Origin of the sequence: Pandoraea horticolens (assembly GCF_902459555.1) — a bacterium.
GTDB classification, from domain to species: Bacteria; Pseudomonadota; Gammaproteobacteria; order Burkholderiales; family Burkholderiaceae; genus Pandoraea; species Pandoraea horticolens.
The window spans coordinates 62,856-79,573 of record NZ_CABPSM010000016.1 but is presented as its reverse complement, the minus strand read 5'-3'; the positions used below and the strand labels follow the sequence as shown (position 1 = coordinate 79,573).

The 16,718-nt window shown below is 64.8% G+C and carries 15 protein-coding genes; 11 read left to right on the top strand and 4 right to left on the bottom strand.

The window, feature by feature from the left end; all coding sequences use genetic code 11:
- Positions 1-60: 60 nt before the first annotated feature.
- Together pyk and fba are read left to right on the top strand one after the other, a co-directional pair.
- Positions 61-1,494: a pyruvate kinase gene (gene pyk, locus PHO31112_RS21735; protein WP_150622989.1), complete on the top strand. Its 1,434-nt coding sequence runs from the start codon at positions 61-63 to the stop codon at positions 1,492-1,494.
- 134 nt (positions 1,495-1,628) lie between these two features.
- The gene (gene fba, locus PHO31112_RS21730; RefSeq protein ID WP_010808468.1) at positions 1,629-2,693 is read left to right on the top strand and encodes a class II fructose-bisphosphate aldolase; all 1,065 of its coding nucleotides are present in this window, start codon (positions 1,629-1,631) and stop codon (positions 2,691-2,693) included.
- A gap of 12 nt (positions 2,694-2,705) precedes the next feature.
- Here fba and PHO31112_RS21725 read toward each other — a convergent pair whose 3' ends face one another.
- Positions 2,706-3,371: a hypothetical protein gene (locus tag PHO31112_RS21725; RefSeq protein WP_150622987.1), complete on the bottom strand. Its 666-nt coding sequence runs from the start codon at positions 3,369-3,371 to the stop codon at positions 2,706-2,708.
- A 412-nt stretch (positions 3,372-3,783) separates the two neighbouring features.
- On the opposite strand from PHO31112_RS21725, the gene PHO31112_RS21720 reads away from it, so the two are divergent.
- The 5 genes from PHO31112_RS21720 to PHO31112_RS21700 all read left to right on the top strand — a co-directional run bounded on the left by PHO31112_RS21720 (position 3,784) and on the right by PHO31112_RS21700 (position 9,089).
- Entirely contained in the window at positions 3,784-5,163 is a 1,380-nt protein-coding gene (locus PHO31112_RS21720; RefSeq protein ID WP_150622985.1) for a hypothetical protein, read from the top strand.
- A 204-nt stretch (positions 5,164-5,367) separates the two neighbouring features.
- Positions 5,368-6,273: a phosphoribosylaminoimidazolesuccinocarboxamide synthase gene (locus PHO31112_RS21715; protein ID WP_246178455.1), complete on the top strand. Its 906-nt coding sequence runs from the start codon at positions 5,368-5,370 to the stop codon at positions 6,271-6,273.
- Between the two features lie 15 nt (positions 6,274-6,288).
- Complete coding sequence (purE, locus tag PHO31112_RS21710) at positions 6,289-6,798, top strand: 5-(carboxyamino)imidazole ribonucleotide mutase (protein ID WP_150622983.1); 510 nt, start codon at positions 6,289-6,291, stop codon at positions 6,796-6,798.
- A gap of 41 nt (positions 6,799-6,839) precedes the next feature.
- Positions 6,840-8,033: a 5-(carboxyamino)imidazole ribonucleotide synthase gene (locus PHO31112_RS21705; RefSeq protein WP_150622970.1), complete on the top strand. Its 1,194-nt coding sequence runs from the start codon at positions 6,840-6,842 to the stop codon at positions 8,031-8,033.
- A 3-nt stretch (positions 8,034-8,036) separates the two neighbouring features.
- Positions 8,037-9,089, top strand: a complete 1,053-nt coding sequence (locus PHO31112_RS21700) for an L-threonylcarbamoyladenylate synthase (RefSeq protein WP_150622968.1) — start codon at positions 8,037-8,039, stop codon at positions 9,087-9,089.
- Positions 9,090-9,123: 34 nt separating this feature from the next.
- Here the strand turns inward: PHO31112_RS21700 and PHO31112_RS21695 are convergent, their stop codons facing one another.
- On the bottom strand, positions 9,124-10,071 hold the full coding sequence (locus tag PHO31112_RS21695) for a sterol desaturase family protein (RefSeq protein WP_150622966.1): 948 nt from the start codon (positions 10,069-10,071) through the stop codon (positions 9,124-9,126).
- A gap of 189 nt (positions 10,072-10,260) precedes the next feature.
- A complete protein-coding gene (gene dacB / locus PHO31112_RS21690) occupies positions 10,261-11,727 on the bottom strand; it encodes a D-alanyl-D-alanine carboxypeptidase/D-alanyl-D-alanine endopeptidase (protein WP_174995829.1) in 1,467 nt (488 codons plus the stop codon).
- On the opposite strand from dacB, the gene PHO31112_RS27230 reads away from it, so the two are divergent.
- The 3 genes from PHO31112_RS27230 to PHO31112_RS21680 all read left to right on the top strand — a co-directional run bounded on the left by PHO31112_RS27230 (position 11,726) and on the right by PHO31112_RS21680 (position 14,236).
- Entirely contained in the window at positions 11,726-11,902 is a 177-nt protein-coding gene (locus tag PHO31112_RS27230; RefSeq protein WP_174995828.1) for a hypothetical protein, read from the top strand. The two genes, dacB and PHO31112_RS27230, sit on opposite strands and share 2 nt — an antisense overlap.
- A gap of 247 nt (positions 11,903-12,149) precedes the next feature.
- Positions 12,150-12,818, top strand: a complete 669-nt coding sequence (locus PHO31112_RS21685; protein ID WP_150622962.1) for a response regulator — start codon at positions 12,150-12,152, stop codon at positions 12,816-12,818.
- A complete protein-coding gene (locus PHO31112_RS21680) occupies positions 12,818-14,236 on the top strand; it encodes an ATP-binding protein (RefSeq protein ID WP_150622960.1) in 1,419 nt (472 codons plus the stop codon). The genes PHO31112_RS21685 and PHO31112_RS21680 overlap by 1 nt, the downstream gene beginning before the upstream one ends.
- Positions 14,237-14,389: 153 nt before the next feature.
- On the opposite strand, the gene PHO31112_RS21675 is transcribed toward PHO31112_RS21680, so the two are convergent.
- On the bottom strand, positions 14,390-14,833 hold the full coding sequence (locus PHO31112_RS21675; protein ID WP_150622958.1) for a hypothetical protein: 444 nt from the start codon (positions 14,831-14,833) through the stop codon (positions 14,390-14,392).
- Between the two features lie 250 nt (positions 14,834-15,083).
- On the opposite strand from PHO31112_RS21675, the gene PHO31112_RS21670 reads away from it, so the two are divergent.
- On the top strand, positions 15,084-16,616 hold the full coding sequence (locus PHO31112_RS21670; RefSeq protein ID WP_150622956.1) for a DegQ family serine endoprotease: 1,533 nt from the start codon (positions 15,084-15,086) through the stop codon (positions 16,614-16,616).
- Positions 16,617-16,718 lie beyond the last annotated feature (102 nt).

Genomic DNA, 16,718 nt, shown 5'->3' with positions numbered 1-16,718 from the left:
CTCTAAGCGCCAGCAATGTCGAACGCGCTGTCACCAAAAGAGGATGAAGAGATGGATGTAATGAACCGCTCCACCAAGATCGTCGCCACCATCGGTCCGGCATCGAGCACGCCGGAAGTGCTCTCGCGCATGATCGCCGCAGGCGTCGACGTCGTTCGGCTGAACTTCTCGCATGGCAAGGCGCAGGATCACATCGAGCGTGCCGAGATGGTGCGCGCGGCTGCCAAGGCGGCGGGCCGCGAAGTGGCCATCATGGCCGACCTTCAGGGCCCGAAGATTCGCGTCGGCAAATTCGAGAACGGCAAGACCACGCTCGAGGCGGGCGCCAAGTTCATTCTGGATGCCGACTGCGAACTGGGCAACGACGAGCGCGTCGGTCTGGACTACAAGGAACTGCCGCGCGACGTGCGTCCGGGCGACGTGCTGCTGCTCAACGACGGCCTGATCGTGCTGATCGTCGAGCGCGTGTTGGGCAGTGAGATCCACACGACCGTGAAGGTTGGCGGCGATCTGTCGAACAACAAGGGTATCAATCGCCAGGGCGGCGGGCTGACGGCACCGGCGCTCACGGCCAAGGACATGGAGGACATCAAGACGGCGATGGCGCTGGGCGCCGACTACGTCGCGGTCTCCTTCCCGAAGAACGCCACCGACATGGAAATGGCGCGCCGTCTGGCCAACGTGGCGGGCGAGCCGTACGGCATCAAGCCGCGCATGATCGCCAAGATCGAGCGTGCCGAAGCGATTCCGGCGCTCGAAGAAATTCTGGCGGCGTCGGACTGCATCATGGTCGCGCGTGGCGATCTGGCCATTGAAGTGGGCAATGCGGCGGTGCCGGGGCTGCAAAAGCGCATGATCAAGCTCGCGCGCGAGATGAACAAGCTCACGATCACGGCCACGCAGATGATGGAGTCGATGATCCACAACCCGGTGCCGACCCGCGCCGAGGTGTCGGACGTCGCCAACGCGGTGCTCGACGGCACCGACGCCGTCATGCTGTCGGCCGAGAGTGCGGCGGGCAAGTATCCGGTCGAAACGATCGAGACGATGGCGGCGATTTGCGTTGAAGCCGAACGCTCGGAAATGCTGGAACTCGATCGCGACTGGCTCAACCAAACTTTTACGCGCATCGACCAAACGATTGCCGCTGGCGCCCTGTTTACCGCGTATCATCTTGGCGCGAAAGCGATCGTGGCGCTCACCGAGTCGGGCGCGACCGCGCTGTGGCTGTCCCGGCACAAGATTCATGTGCCGATTTTTGCCCTGACGTCGCAGCTCAGCAGCCACCGCAAGATGGCGCTGTACCGCAACGTCTATGCCATGCGCGCCGACGCCACGCTCGAGCGCGATCATGCGCTCAAGCAAGCCGAGCAACTGCTGCTCGCGCGTGGGGTGGTCAAGCGCGGCGACACGATCGTATTGACGGTAGGCGAGCCGATGGGGCAACCCGGCGGCACGAATACGTTGAAGATCGTCCAGGTGGGCCAGGCATGACGGAAGGAGCCGCGCGAGTGCGGCGAGGCGTGCGAGCATAAGTGCACGCCGCGCTGCCCGCGAGCCGTCGTCATGAGGGGCGCCTCTGGATCGAGGAAAGATTTGCTTAGTTTTGTGATTCCAAGGAGAACATCATGCCCCTAGTCTCTATGCGACAGCTGCTCGACCATGCCGCCGAAAACGGCTACGGTCTGCCGGCCTTCAACGTTAACAATCTGGAGCAGGTTTCCGCCATCATGGCTGCCGCCGACGAAGTCGGCGCACCGGTCATCATGCAAGCCTCGGCCGGTGCCCGTAAGTACGCTGGTGAAGCGTTCCTGCGTCACCTGATCTCGGCGGCCGTGGAAGCGTATCCGCACATCCCGGTGGTGATGCACCAGGATCACGGCCAGTCGCCGGCGGTGTGTATGGCCGCGATCAAGAGCGGCTTCTCGAGCGTGATGATGGACGGCTCGCTCGAAGCCGACGGCAAATCGGTCGCCAGCTACGAGTACAACGTCGAAGTGTCGAAGAAGGTGGTCGAGTTCTCGCACTACATCGGCGTGACGGTGGAAGCCGAGCTGGGCGTGCTGGGTTCGCTCGAAACGATGAAGGGCGACAAGGAAGACGGCCACGGCGCCGACGGTACGATGACTCGCGAACAACTGCTGACCGATCCGGATCAGGCGGCCGACTTCGTGCATCAGACGCAGTGCGACGCGCTGGCCATCGCCATCGGCACCTCGCACGGCGCTTATAAGTTCAGCCGCAAGCCGACGGGCGACATTCTCGCCATTGACCGCATCAAGGAAATCCACCGCCGTATCCCGAACACCCACCTGGTGATGCACGGTTCGTCGTCGGTGCCGCAAGAGTTGCTCGCCGAGATCCGCGAATTTGGCGGCGACATGAAGGAAACGTACGGCGTGCCGGTCGAAGAGATCGTGGAAGGCATCAAGCACGGTGTGCGCAAGATCAATATCGATACCGACATCCGTCTGGCCATGACCGGCGCGATCCGTCGCTATCTGTTCGAAAACCCGAGCAAGTTCGACCCGCGCGATTACCTCAAGCCGGCCCGTGAAGCGGCCAAGCTGGTCTGCAAGGCGCGCTATCTGTCGTTCGGTTGCGAAGGTCAGGCTGGCAAGATCAAGCCGGTCGCCCTCGAGAAGATGGCCGAGAAGTACAAGAGCGGCGATCTCGCGCAGATCGTGAAGTAATCAGCGCGTCGCTCAGGTCGCAGGCCCGGCTTTTGCCAGCACTCGCTGGAACAAGAGCCGGGCCTTTTCTTTTGGCATCTGCAATTGGAACTTCCCCCCCAGTTCCGAGCGGATCGTGGCGGTGAGCATTTCTACGCCGTCGACAATCAGCGTCATCGGTTCGTTCATGTGCTGACGGGAGAAGTCGCGCATCCGGGTGGTCGCGCCTTCGCGCAGGCTCATCGTGATGACGACGTCGGTATCGCTGGACGTGTCGCTCTTTTGTGCCGGGAACTGCAAGCCCAACTGCTCGATATCGCGCGCGGCGAACAAGGCGAAACGCGGAATATCGTCGTCAGGGGTGGCGATGGCGACGAGGCGCGGCAGCACGGGCCGCTCGGCGGTGTCGACACTGGGGGGCGCGGGGCTTATGGGGGCGGTGTGCGCCGTACCGGGCCGATGGGCCGGGGCATGGGCCGACGCTGCCGGCGGCGTTGCGCCGGGGCGGGCTGATTGCGCAAACGCGGGCAGGCCGGCGAACGCTATCGCCGCAGCAAGCGCCAGGCGGGCTCCCAGGCAGGTGCTGGGGCGGGCGCCAGGGTGGCATGCGGCACGCTTGCCGGCATAGGTCTGCCGGACAGTTTTCGGATTCGATGGGTTCGCCACGGCAGTCCCCTTGGTTCGGGTGAGCAATTCCATTCTAGGCAACATCCGGGCAAGGCGAAGGGCAGAGAAATCCCGGCCTCCACCAGGACGTAACGATGTCCGGGCCGACGTCCGGGCCGGAGCAAAACGACAGTCATCCACCGAATTCTGAAGATCGGTGCCGGGCTGCGTGGCAGTCTCCTGATCCCCCTGAAAAATTCCCTCGCGCCCTCAAGACCATCCGGAGAATGCTATGCCCGTATCCCTGCCCAAAGTGGTTACCTGTTGCCTCGGTGTACCCAATCCCAACGAGACTTCCCCGCCATCCTCGGGGCGCGCTTCCCTGGCCGGCGACGTGAGCGCCGTGTCTCACCGCGCGCAGGCCTCCGCTGGCGGATCTCGGGCCGCGAGGCATTCGGCACCGGGTGCCGCGCACGAGCCGACGCCGGGCCCCTCCGAGATCGCGATGACATCGATGGCTGCCGACTGGCGAGGCGCCGAGATCGATCACGCCGGCGGAGCAGCCCACATCGAGAAGCCAACCCAACGTTGGGGGCGTGACGGCATCGAGCCGCAGTTGCCGTCTGCGATTGAGCGGGCAACACAAGATTGGATCGATACCTACGGCGTCAACACGGCCCAACTGTTCTGTTTGGGTAACGAACGTACCCGTTACGGCATGATCGAGCTGGGGGGACACCGGTTCGTTGTCGGGCCGACGCCAATCCCGGCAGAGGCGCAAGTGCTTACCCGTCTGCTCAAGGCTCGTCCGCAGATCGGCGCGATTTTCTGTGTCGAGCCGGGCGCGATGCAAGGGCTTGCCGATGCCGGTGATCCGTCGCGCGAGCCGCGCAAGGCAGGATACGCCGAGAGATCCATTAGCGCTTACATCTCCAGTGTCATCCGCCAGGGCCGGCTCGACTTCGATGCCTCCGGTGAGAGCATGCCACGAGGGCCCGTGAAGCTCGACGGCGGGCTGTCCCGTGTGCAGTTCATGGAGTTCATCGGCATGGAGCGTTTCGATGCCGAGATTCCCCGCGAGGTGCTATGGCATGCCGGGCGCGGCGTGGCCGCGTACATGCGTGAGAACCCGGGCAAGATCGCGCTCGTGTGTTCGGAGCATGGTATTTCCCGGCCTTGCGCCGTGATCGCCAGCGCGGCGCTGCAATTGGAAAATGGCGAAACGAACGTGCGTGTCGGGCTGGGCAAACGAGTCGTCGAACAACGGTCCAGACTCAGCGACCACCACATCAATCTGGCGGCCCGCAGCCTCGATCTGATCGCCGAGTTCGCCAGCCTGCTCGACGTCCTTCGCAACCCTGGCCGGGGGGATCTCCATCAGGAGCGGAAAATCCATCTGCTCAAAGCACGGCTGCCGGAGCTGGCAGCCGGTCGATATGCCGGTGTGGACTGGGCCGGCGACGATGCGCGCCGCGCGCTGGCAACGCTGCTCGAAGACAACTTCGCCCGCGTGTCGCCGGCACTCGCCTCCGGCGGCTTGCCGCCCGGCATGGCACTGCTCTGGCTTGGCGACGAGTTCAACGTACAGCGCGGGGTCAGGTTCCTGACCCCCAGCTACCTCAGCGGTCATATCGACCGGATATCTCAGGAGGAGATCGATCCGAACGATCAGAACGCGATTCGGTTGGTCACCGTCGACGATGAAGGGCTGACCTGCGACAACAAGTACTACGATGCCGCGTCGGTGGCCGACTGGAATCGCCAATGTCGTCGTCGCTCCAGCGTGATGTCGAATCCGGTTTCACGGGCGCCGGTCGTGGCGCTCCTCGTGCGCGAGGCCGAAAGGGCAAGGCTCGAACGGCTATTCCGTGGCGACGCTGCCTGAGTCCGATTGCGTTCGAGGCCTCACGTCGTGAGATGGGCGAATCGGCCGCGTGTCGCCGGTGCTTGATCGCAACACCCTACGGGCGGGCGCAGTGCCAGGCCGCCTGCATTCTGCCCGATGACACGCCGGGGGCGACATCTTCGTGAATCGCCCCCCGACGCGCGTATAATTACGCCTTTGCCCTTCCTGACATTGGGTCCCGCCGTGACTACCCCCGCTCCGAACGCCCTGTACGAATCCTCCCTCAAGAGCCTGCCGCTGCTCTCGCGCGGTAAAGTGCGCGATAACTACGCCGTCGGCGACGACAAGCTGCTGATCGTAACGACGGACCGCCTCTCGGCGTTCGACGTGATCATGGGCGAGCCGATTCCGGGCAAGGGCCGTGTGCTCAACCAGATGGCCAACTTCTGGTTCGACAAGCTGGCGCACGTTGTGCCGAATCACCTGACGGGCGTGGCGCCCGAGACGGTTGTGTCCGCCGACGAAGCCGGGCAGGTCGCCGGCCGTGCGGTCGTCGTCAAGCGCCTCAAGCCGATTCTCGTGGAAGCGGTGGTGCGTGGCTATCTCGCCGGCAGCGGCTGGAAGGACTATCAGGCGACGGGCGCCGTGTGCGGCGTGAAGCTGCCCGCCGGTCTGCAAAACGCGCAACAATTGCCCGAACCGATCTTCACCCCGGCGGCCAAGGCCGAACTGGGCGAACACGACGAGAACATCAGCTTCGACGACATGGTGAGCCGTATCGGCCGCGAACTCGCCGAGCAGATCCGCGATATCTCGATTCGTCTGTACAAGGAAGCGGCGGCCTACGCGGCCACGCGCGGCATCATCATTGCCGACACGAAGTTCGAGTTCGGTCTGGACGATGAGGGCCGCCTGCATCTGATGGACGAAGCGCTGACGGCCGATTCGTCGCGTTTCTGGCCTGCCGATTCGTACGCCGTGGGCAGCAATCCGCCGTCGTTCGACAAGCAGTTCGTGCGCGACTGGCTCGAGACCCAGCCGTGGGGCAAGACGCCGCCCGCACCGAAGCTGCCGGATGAGGTCGTCGAGAAGACGGCTGCCAAGTACCGCGAGGCGCTCGAGCGCCTGACCGGCCAGCAACTGGCCTGAGCGGGGCATCGAGACATGAGCGAGAAACAAGCGGTGGCCCCGCGCGTGGGCGTGGTAATGGGGTCCAACTCGGACTGGGAAGTGATGAAGAACGCGGCCGCGATTCTGGCCGAGTTCGGTGTGCCTTACGAGGCGCAGGTCGTCTCCGCGCATCGCATGCCCGACGACATGTTCCGTTACGCCGAAGCCGCCCGCGAGCGCGGCCTCGTCGCGATCATTGCGGGGGCGGGCGGCGCCGCCCATCTGCCGGGCATGATCGCCGCCAAGACGACCGTGCCGGTACTGGGTGTGCCGGTGCCGAGCAAGTACCTGCGCGGCGAAGACTCGCTGCTCTCGATCGTCCAGATGCCCAAGGGGGTGCCGGTCGCCACGTTCGCCATTGGCGAAGCGGGAGCGGCCAACGCGGCCTTGTTCGCGGTCGCCATGCTGGTGGCGGCCGGCGACAAGACGCTTGCCGGCAAGCTCGAAGCGTTCCGCGCGAAGCAGACCGAGGCCGCGCGCGGCATGACGTTGCCCGCGTTGTAAAAGAAAAACACGACCCCGCTACTGTCAGCGCCTCAACGAAGATGAATTCTGCCTCCGCTACGCCTGTCCTCCCCGGCCAATGGCTGGGCATGCTGGGCGGCGGCCAACTCGGCCGCATGTTCTGTTTTGCCGCGCAATCGATGGGCTATCGGGTCTGTGTGCTCGACCCCGACCCGCGCTGTCCGGCCGGTGCCGTCGCCGACCGCCTGATCGTTGCCGATTACCGTGACGAGAAGGCGCTCGCCGAACTGGCCGCACTGTGCCCTGCCGTGTCGACCGAGTTCGAGAACGTGCCGGCCCAGTCGCTCGACTTCCTCGCCGCTTCCACGACCGTGAGCCCTGCGGGGCGCTGCGTCGCGATTGCGCAGGATCGGGTGGCCGAGAAGCGATTCATCGAAAGCTGCGGCGTGCCCGTGGCTCCGCATCTGGTCATCGAATCGAATCAGGCGCTTGCCGCTATCGGCGATGCGTCCATCGAAGGCGTGCTGCCGGGCATTCTGAAGACGGCGCGTCTGGGCTATGACGGCAAGGGCCAGGTGCGCGTGAACACGGTGGCCGAGGCGCGCGATGCTTACGCTGCGCTGGGCGGTGTGCCTTGCGTGCTGGAAAAGCGTCTGGCGCTGGCCTTCGAGGTCTCGGTGCTGAGCGCGCGCGGCGCCGATGGCTCGGTCGCCACCTATCCGCTCGCACAGAACGTGCATATCGACGGCATTCTTGCCACCACGACTGTTCCCGCACCCGACGCCGCCCCGGCAGTTGCTGGCGCCGCGCGTGCTGCGGCCGCCGCGATTGCATCGAAAATGGACTACGTGGGCGTGCTGTGCGTCGAGTTCTTCATTCTCAAGGACGGTTCGCTCGTCGCCAACGAAATGGCGCCGCGTCCGCACAACAGCGGTCATTACACGATCGACGCATGTGCGGCCAGCCAGTTCGAGCAGCAAGTGCGGGCGATGGCCGGGCTGCCGCTCGGCGAGACGCGTCAGCACTCGCCGGCCGTGATGCTCAATGTGCTCGGCGACGTGTGGTTCGAGGGCGCAGCCAAGGATCAACCGCGCACGCCGGCGTGGGCCGACGTGGTGGCGCTGCCGTCGGCACGTCTGCATCTTTACGGCAAGGAAGACGCCCGCGTGGGCCGCAAGATGGGCCACATCACGTTTGCCGGCGCATCGTTGGACGAAGCCCGCAAGGCATGTGTGACGGCAGCGGCGAGCCTCAACATCCCGCTGGAGGACTGAGCGATGACGTCGCCTCAAGCGCCGCGCATCGTCATGCCACCGGCTGACGCGATCATACTGGCGGCCGAACAACTCGCGGCCGGCGAACTGGTCGCGTTTCCGACGGAAACGGTCTATGGCCTCGGCGGCGACGCAGAGAATCCGGCAGCGGTCGCGGCGATCTACGCTGCGAAAGGCCGCCCGGCGAATCATCCGGTCATCGTGCATTTTTCTCCGGAAGGCGACCCCGGTTACTGGAGCGACAACGTCACACCCGCGGCGCGCAAGCTGATGGACGCGTTCTGGCCCGGCCCGCTCACACTGATTCTCAAACGTGCACCGCACATCCCCGATATCGTCTCCGGCGGACAGGATTCGGTCGGGGTGCGTTGCCCGTCGCATCCGGTGGCGCAAGTCCTGCTGCGAGAGTTCGCCCAGATCAAGGGCGGGCAGGGCGGGGTGGCGGGGCCGTCGGCCAATCGCTTCGGTCGGGTGAGCCCGACTGCTGCGCAGCATGTGCGTGACGAGTTCGCCGGGTTGCCGGGCGTCACCGTGCATGTGCTCGACGGCGGCGAGGCGGCCGTCGGCATCGAGTCGACGATTGTGGATTTGTCGCGCGGTTTCCCAGCGTTGCTGCGTCCGGGGCATATTTCGCCCGAGCAGATCGCCGAGGTGTTGGGCGAGATGCCGCGTCTGCCAGGGCAGGACAGTGGTGCGCCGCGCGCCGCGGGCACGCTCAAGGCGCATTACGCGCCGCGCACGCCACTGTATCTGTGCGATGCCGGTCAAGTCGCACCGGCGTTGGCTGTGCGCCCTGACGGCGAGCGCGTTGCCGTGGTGGCCTTCGCGTCAACGCTGGCAGCCCTGCCGGCCGACGTCGCCACGTCGGCCGATATCGTGAAGATCGTGCTGCCTGGCACGCCGGCGGCGCTTGCCACCGACCTTTACGCGATGCTGCGCCGGCTCGATCGCGCCAACGTCACGCACATCCTGTTCGAGCGCTTGCCGGATACGCCTGAGTGGGCAGCAGTCGGAGACCGTCTCGGACGCGCCGCTGCGGCTTTCGAACGCGCATAAGGCATCCGTGCCGCTTCGGCGCCGGGGCAGCGTGTCACAGCGTTTTGTGCGACGCCTCGACGCTGCCGGCACGCTCCGCATTCCCCGGTAATCCGCCCTCCGACGGCATCGCCGTTTGTCCGGCGGCCAATGGCGCCAATTGCGCCGCCTGCCACGCGTGCCGCCACTCGGGCGGCCCGAATAGCGCCATCCCCTTGTTCCGCCATCCCTTCATCGTGACGACGTCGCGCGCCATCGTGCGCCATTCGTGGAACGTCAGCGTGATCGGGTTGTGCGTATGGATCGGGTCGACGATGCCGAATTCGCACGGCTCGGCCTCGCTTTCTTCCACATAGGACCCGAACACCCGATCCCAGATGACCAGCACGCCGGCATAGTTGCGGTCGATGTAACGGGGATTGCGCGCGTGATGCGCACGGTGAATCGACGGCGTATTCAGCACATATTCGAGCCAGCCCAGTTTCGGAATCGCCTGTGTGTGCACGAAGAACTGGAAGGCGAGATTGAGCAGCACCACACCGACGATCTGTACCGGTGTGAAGCCGATGAGCGCCATCGGTGTCCAGAATAGCCACATGCCCGCGACCGGATACATCAGACTTTGACGGAAGGCGGTCGACAGGTTGAGCCGCTCCGACGAGTGATGCACGACGTGCGCAGCCCACAGCCAGCGAATGCGATGGCTGGCGCGATGAAACACGTAGTAGAGAAAATCCTGCACGACGAAGAGCAGCACGAAGCCGACCCACCCGGCTGGCATCGTGTAGATGCGGTAATGGTCGTAGAGCCACGCGTAGAACGGCACGATAAGCAGCCACGCGAGCTTGTCCGCCCCCTGATGCATGAGCGCGAGCGTCGCGTTGCTGAGGGTGTCCTTCAGGCTGTACATGACGGGGTTGCGGCGCCGCCAGTACCAGGCCTCGATACCGATGCACAACACGAACACCGGGGCGAGCGCCAGTAGAATCAACTCAACGTTCATGACCTCGCGTCTCCTCACGATGGGGTCATCTGAACCGGTGCCCCTGCCTTCATGGGAAGCGGGCGAAGGTGGCACCGATGGAACGTCTATTCTGACTCGAATGCGGCCGGGCAGCGCGGTGGTTAGAGGGAAACGTCAAATGCCCGTCTTCATCGCCTTTACGCGTGGCTTGGGTCGGCACCGGCCCGCTCAGCGGCCGTTTTCGTACACCCAGGAGATGAGCGCGTCGTGGAACTCGCGTGCACTGCTCGCGCGCGGGTCGTTCACAAGTGAGACCACGACATAGACGTCGCCGGAGCGCGTGCCGACATAGCCCGCCACCGCGCTCACATCGTCGAGCGTGCCGGTCTTGATGTGGGCATTGCCGGCCACGTCGCGGTTCATGAGGCGGTTGCGCATGGTGCCGTCGACGCCGACGGTCGGCATCGATTCGACGAGCACCTGTCCCGTCGGACTGTTGATGCCGTGTTGCAGCAGGCGAGCCAGCTCGGCGGCGCTGATGCGCTCGATGCGCGACAGGCCGGAACCGTTCTCGACCACCAGTCCCGGCATGGCGAGGTCGTTCTTGTCGAGCCAGCGGTTCAGTACATCGCGTGAGCGCGTAAGGCTTGCGGGCGTGCGGTTGTTGTCGGCCGCGAGACCCAGCGTCAGGAACAATTGACGCGCCATCACGTTGTTGCTGAACTTGTTCATGTCGTGCACGACTTCGGCCAGCGTCTGGCCGCGATGCGTGACGAGCAGACGCGCCCCCGGGGGCACGGCGCCAGTGCGCACATTGCCGTTGAATTGCCCGCCCGACGCTTGCCACAAGGCACGGAAGCCACCGAAGAAGAAGCGATCGCGATCCGGTGCGGCCACATTCCACCCCTTGCTTTCGCAGGACGCCGGGTACGTGCCCGAGAAATGCGCGACATACGCGCCGTCGGGCGTCGTGTTCAGCGTGGGATGAATGCGTGTGAGCCAGTCGCCGCAGTTGCCGGCCGGGGTGGACGACATCTCGTTCGAAATCTGCAAGTTCGCCAGCGGCGGCAGCACGCCCACGTCGACGGTGCCGTTCGCATTGCCGGCGAAGCTGAACGAGAACGCCTTGAACGAATACAGCAGGGGATCGGGAGCGACGTTATACGGCCGGTCGTCGCCACCGTCGATGGCGACGAGTGCGCCAATGTCCGAGCTATAGGCCGAGCGGTCGAGCACGAGGTCGCCGTTGATGGTCGTCACGCCTGTGTTGCGCAGTTCGGCGACGAGCTTCTCCATCTCTTCGGGCACGAGCTTCGGATCGCCCGAGCCTTTGAAGTACAGATTGCCGTTGAGCGTGCGGCCGTCCGAGGAACCGTCGGTGAACGCCTGCGTGCGCCAGCGGTAGTCAGGGCCGAGCGTGTCGAGCGCGGCAATCGTGGTGACGAGTTTCATCGTCGACGCCGGATTGCGCGGCACGTTCGGATTGACGGCGAGCAGTGGCGCCGCGATCAACCCGCGCGTTTGCAGCGGATTGTCGACCTTCGCGACGATCACGCTCACGTGCGATGCGGGCACCTTACTTGCCGCGAGCGCGCGGGACAACTCGGGCGGCAGCGGCGTGGCGCGCGCGGCAGCCACCGGCACGTGGGGCATCTTCGCGTGCTTGGCGGGCTTCGCCTGCACGGGCGCACTCATGACCATCACGAGCGTCAGCGCCGTGCAGCACACGCGTGCGACGTCGCCCATGACGTGGCGCGATGCCGGCGAATGCGGTGAAGAGGGGGAGCGTGAAGCGCTGCTGAGCAAACGAGGGACGCGCATGACGGGCGAGATTCTCCAGTGTTACGCGCTGCGAAACCGTACGGCCTGAAGGCTGGGAGTGCCCAGGCGAACCGATGCGGACGCGGCGGCGAAGCAATGATATGGGGCGCTGCCCGCGACGTGCGTCTGACATCGCGGCGGCATGTATTCCATTGTAAGTCGGTCATGCAACGAACTGTCGCTACAATGAGTCGAAATCCGGCGAATGTCACGCATAGGCAACATCGCGCACGCGAGGCGGCGTTGCCTGTACGGCCAGTGACGCCCCGGAGAAGGTTTCAACCGGTGCCCAATCCATGCGAATTTTGTTGGTGGAAGACGATACGATGATCGCCGCAGCCGTCATGAAAGGTCTGCGCCAGGACGGCTGGACTGTCGATCATGTGGGAGACGGACAACGTGCGCTCGATGCGCTCTCGCTCGAGTCGTACGATGCACTGCTGCTCGACCTTGGTCTGCCGCGCCGTGACGGTATCGACGTGTTGCGTACGTTGCGTGGGCGCGGCGAGACGCTGCCGGTGCTCATCGCCACGGCGCGCGATGCGGTCGCCGACCGCGTGAAAGGGCTCGACGCCGGTGCGGACGATTACCTCGTCAAACCCTTCGATCTCGATGAGCTGGCGGCGCGTCTGCGCGCGCTGGTGCGCCGTCAGGCCGGGCGCAGCGAGCCGTTGCTGCGTCACGGCGGCATCGTGCTCGATCCTGCGACGCGACAAGTGACGTGCGGTGGCGTGCCGGTGGTGCTCTCCGCACGCGAGTACGCAGTGCTCGAAGCGCTGCTCAATCGGCCGGGTGCGGTGCTATCCAAGGCGCAACTCGAAGAACGTATCTATGGCTGGGGGGAGGAAGTGGCGAGCAATGCGGTTGAAGTTCATATCCACGGACTACGCAAGAAGCTGGGGGCAGACGCCATCCGTACTGTGCGTGGCGTCGGCTATATGATGCCGTCGCCGGAGGCGACCTGATGCGCTCGATTCGCCGTCGTCTTCTTGTCGGGCTGCTGATTACGCTGACGGTGGCGTTGCTGCTCGCCGGCATTGCGATCTTCCGTCAGGCGCGTGCCGAGGCCAACGCCCTGTTCGATTTTCAGTTGCAGCAGATGGCGCTGTCGTTGCCTGCGGAGCCTTTCTCAAGCGTGCCGGGCGACCATAGCGACTCGGGCGGGCTGGTTATCCAGATATGGAGCCGCAACGGTGTCGAGTTGTATTACTCGCATCCGCGCACGCCGCTGCCGCCGCGCGCCGAACTTGGCTTCACCACAGTGCAGACTCCCGCAGGCGACTGGCGGGTGTATGCGGCGCTCGTTGGCGATAACGTCGTGCAACTTGCGCAACCGATGGTCATCCGCGATTCGCTCGCCGTGTCGATGGCGTTACGCACGTTGTTGCCGCTGGTGGTGGCGATGCCGCTGCTGGCGTTGCTCGTCTGGATCGTGGTCGGGCGCGGCCTGCAACCGCTGCGTCGTGTCACGAAGGCGCTCGATGCGCGTGCGCCGGGGGCGCTGGAGGCGTTGCCCGAAGCGGGATTGCCTGACGAGGTGCGACCGCTGGTGCGCGCGCTCAACAGTCTGCTTGGCCGGCTCGACGAGGCGCTCGTGCAGCAAAAAGCCTTTGTGGCCGATGCCGCACACGAATTGCGCACGCCGCTCGCCGCGTTGCAATTGCAAGTGCAGTTACTCGAGCGGGCACATACGGAGACGGAGCGGAGCGAGGCGATGCACGATCTGCGTGACGGCGTGCGGCGCGCCTCGCGCATGGTGGCGCAACTGCTCACGCTGGCGCGCCAGGAGCCCGACGCCACGCGCGCCGCCACCGCGTTCGCCGAGTTGCCGCTCGCCCCATTGCTGCAAGACGTGGTGGCGCATCACGCCGCACTGGCTGCGGCGCGCGGGATCGATCTCGGGCTGGATGCCCCAGACGCGTTGGCCGCGATCAGCCGCGTGCACGGCGATGCAGACGCGTTGCAGACACTCTTCGGCAATCTCGTCGACAACGCGCTGAAATACACACCGCGCGGCGGTCATGTGGACGTTCGTCTGGTGGCGGCAATGCCGTCGCCGGTGGTCGAGATTGAAGACACCGGGCCGGGGATTGCGCCGGCCGAGCGCGAGCGTGTGTTCGACCGGTTCTTCCGCGGCGGGGCGGCGTCGGCAGACGGGGCTGAGGCAGGGGCAGGGCATCCGGCGCCGCCGTCCGGCGTACCAGCGCCGGACGAGGCGAACGCGCCGCGTGCACAGGGTAGTGGATTAGGGCTTGCCATTGTGCGCAACATCGCGCTCGCGCATGGCGCGCGCGTGGAGTTGTTCGACGCGCGCCGCGCTCAGGGGCTGCGTGTGCGCGTGAGCTTTGGTAGCGCAGCGTCGACACCCCCGCCAGCACTCTGACGATCTTGGATACACGCACGAGATACCTTGTGCGTGCCGTGTCCGGCTCGTGTTGCCGGACGTCGATGCGCTGTGCGGTAGCGGCAATCGCTCCGGTTGCACATGATACCGCGCGGTGCGTTGACGCACCGCGCCTTCGGTGAAAACCTGAACTCATCCGCGCGTCACACTTGTGACCTTGCCGTTTTCAATCGTGAGGGTGCGTCGATCCGGACGGTAATCGCGCGTGGTCGGCATGATCTTGCCGTCCTGCATGCCGATGCGCCACGGGCAACCTTGCAATATCGATTCGGCTTCCGCGAGCGACTTGCCGACGATGGCCTGATCGGTCGGGGTGTCCGGCGTGCATTTGCCGCTCTGGCCTTGCATTTTCCCTGGCATCTGACCTTGTTCCTGTCCCGGCATCTGCGCTTGCGCCTGCGTCGAATCGGCAGGGCCTTGCGTGCCTTTGCCATCGCCTCGTGAGCCGTTGCCGGGCGCGGCGTTCACTGAAAGTGCGAAAGTCAGGCATAACGTAGCGCCGGCACATCCCATCCAGCGAACTGCGTGGCGGCGATCCGTGCGCGTGCGGCAAAGTGTCGTTTCGGTGGTAGCCATCGTCATTCTCCCGTGGTCGAAAACTTGCGACGCGGAATTGCGCCACCCCGCCACCGTAGGCAGCGGTATGCGTCACGCGCAAGGCGAACCACGCGAGATTTCCCTTCAAACGCCTGCTGTCGTAACGCATAGCACTCAAGATGGCGCGCGACAGCATTTTATGAGTCACTTTCGAGCCTCTTAAGGTTGCCTTAAGGGAGCCTCTCTACGATGACAGTCATGTCAAACGTGGTCGTCTAAGGAGAGACACATGAGAACCTCGAAGCTCACTCGTACGTTGGTTGCCGGTGCCGTGCTTGTCGCATTGACGGGCGGCTACGTGGCGGGACGCCAGCACTGGCAGGCGCCGATCGCCTCGGAGCTGCTCAGCGACGCCAATGCCGCGCCTGTCGCCAACACGCAAAACACCCCGAATACCGCGCCGCGCATGCTGGTGCCGGACTTCTCGCAACTGGCGGAACAATACGGACCGGCCGTAGTCAACATTAGTGTGACGCACGATGGGAAACCTTCAGCGGCGCGCGGCTCGGCAGCGATTCCGATGCCGCCGGGCATGGATCAGAACGATCCGCTGTTCCAGTTCTTCCGTCGCTTCTACGGTGCACCGGGCAACGATGGCGGCGGTGACGGAAGCGATGGCAACGACGGCAGCGGCGGGCCGACGCGCAGTCTCGGTTCCGGGTTTATCGTGAGCCCGGACGGCTACATTTTGACCAACGCGCACGTCGTCGACGACGCGAGTCAGGTCACGGTGAAGCTGACCGACAAACGCGAGTACAAGGCGAAGGTCGTGGGCAGCGACAAGGCGAGCGACGTGGCGTTGCTCAAGATTGCGGCGACGGATTTGCCGACGGTGAAGATTGGCGATCCGTCGAAGTCGAAGGCCGGCGAATGGGTGGTGGCCATCGGGTCGCCGTACGGTTTCGACAACACCGTGACGGCAGGCATTGTGTCGGCGAAGGCCCGCGCGTTGCCTGACGAGAACTACACACCGTTCATTCAGACGGATGTACCGGTCAATCCGGGGAACTCGGGCGGGCCGTTATTCAATCTGAACGGCGAGGTCATCGGCATCAACTCGATGATCTATTCGCGCACCGGTGGCTTCCAGGGGTTGTCGTTCGCTATTCCGATCGACATGGCGATGAAGGTCAAGTCGCAGCTCCAGCAGTACGGCAAGGTGAGTCGCGGCCGGATCGGCGTAGCGATTCAGGAGGTGAACCAGTCGCTGGCGAAGTCGTTCGGTTTGCCCAAGCCTATGGGCGCGCTCGTGTCGTCCATCGACAAGAATGGGCCTGCGGCGAAGTCGGACCTGAAACCGGGCGACGTGATTCTGGCCGTCAACGGTACGACCATCGACGATTCGGTGCAGTTGCCGGAGAAGATCGCCGATATGCGTCCGGGCCAGAAGGCAACCCTGACGGTCTGGCGCAATGGCGCGAAGCAGGACGTGAGCGTGACGGTGGCGGCGCTGGGCGAGAAGCGGGACGTTGCGAGCCATGACGACTCGACCGCGCATGGCCGGTTGGGTCTCGCGGTACGCGATCTTTCACCCGAGGAGAAGCGCGCGGCGCAAGTCACGAACGGTTTGTTCGTGGCGCGTGTAGGCGGACCGGCCGAACAGGCCGGGGTGCAGCCGGGCGACATCATCCTGTCGCTTAACGGCACGCCGGTGACGAGCGCTTCGCAACTGAGCGACAAGCTCAAGAAGGCTGGCAATAGTGTCGCGCTGCTCGTACAACGCGACGGACAACAGATTTTCATCCCGGTCGATCTCGGCTGAGCGCTGGGCGAGGCCCCCTCGGGATGCCACGCACTACCTTGTGCGCAGGTGGGGGGCGGTCGTGATGTGACGACTGCTTCACCACCGGTGCGATCCGGCATC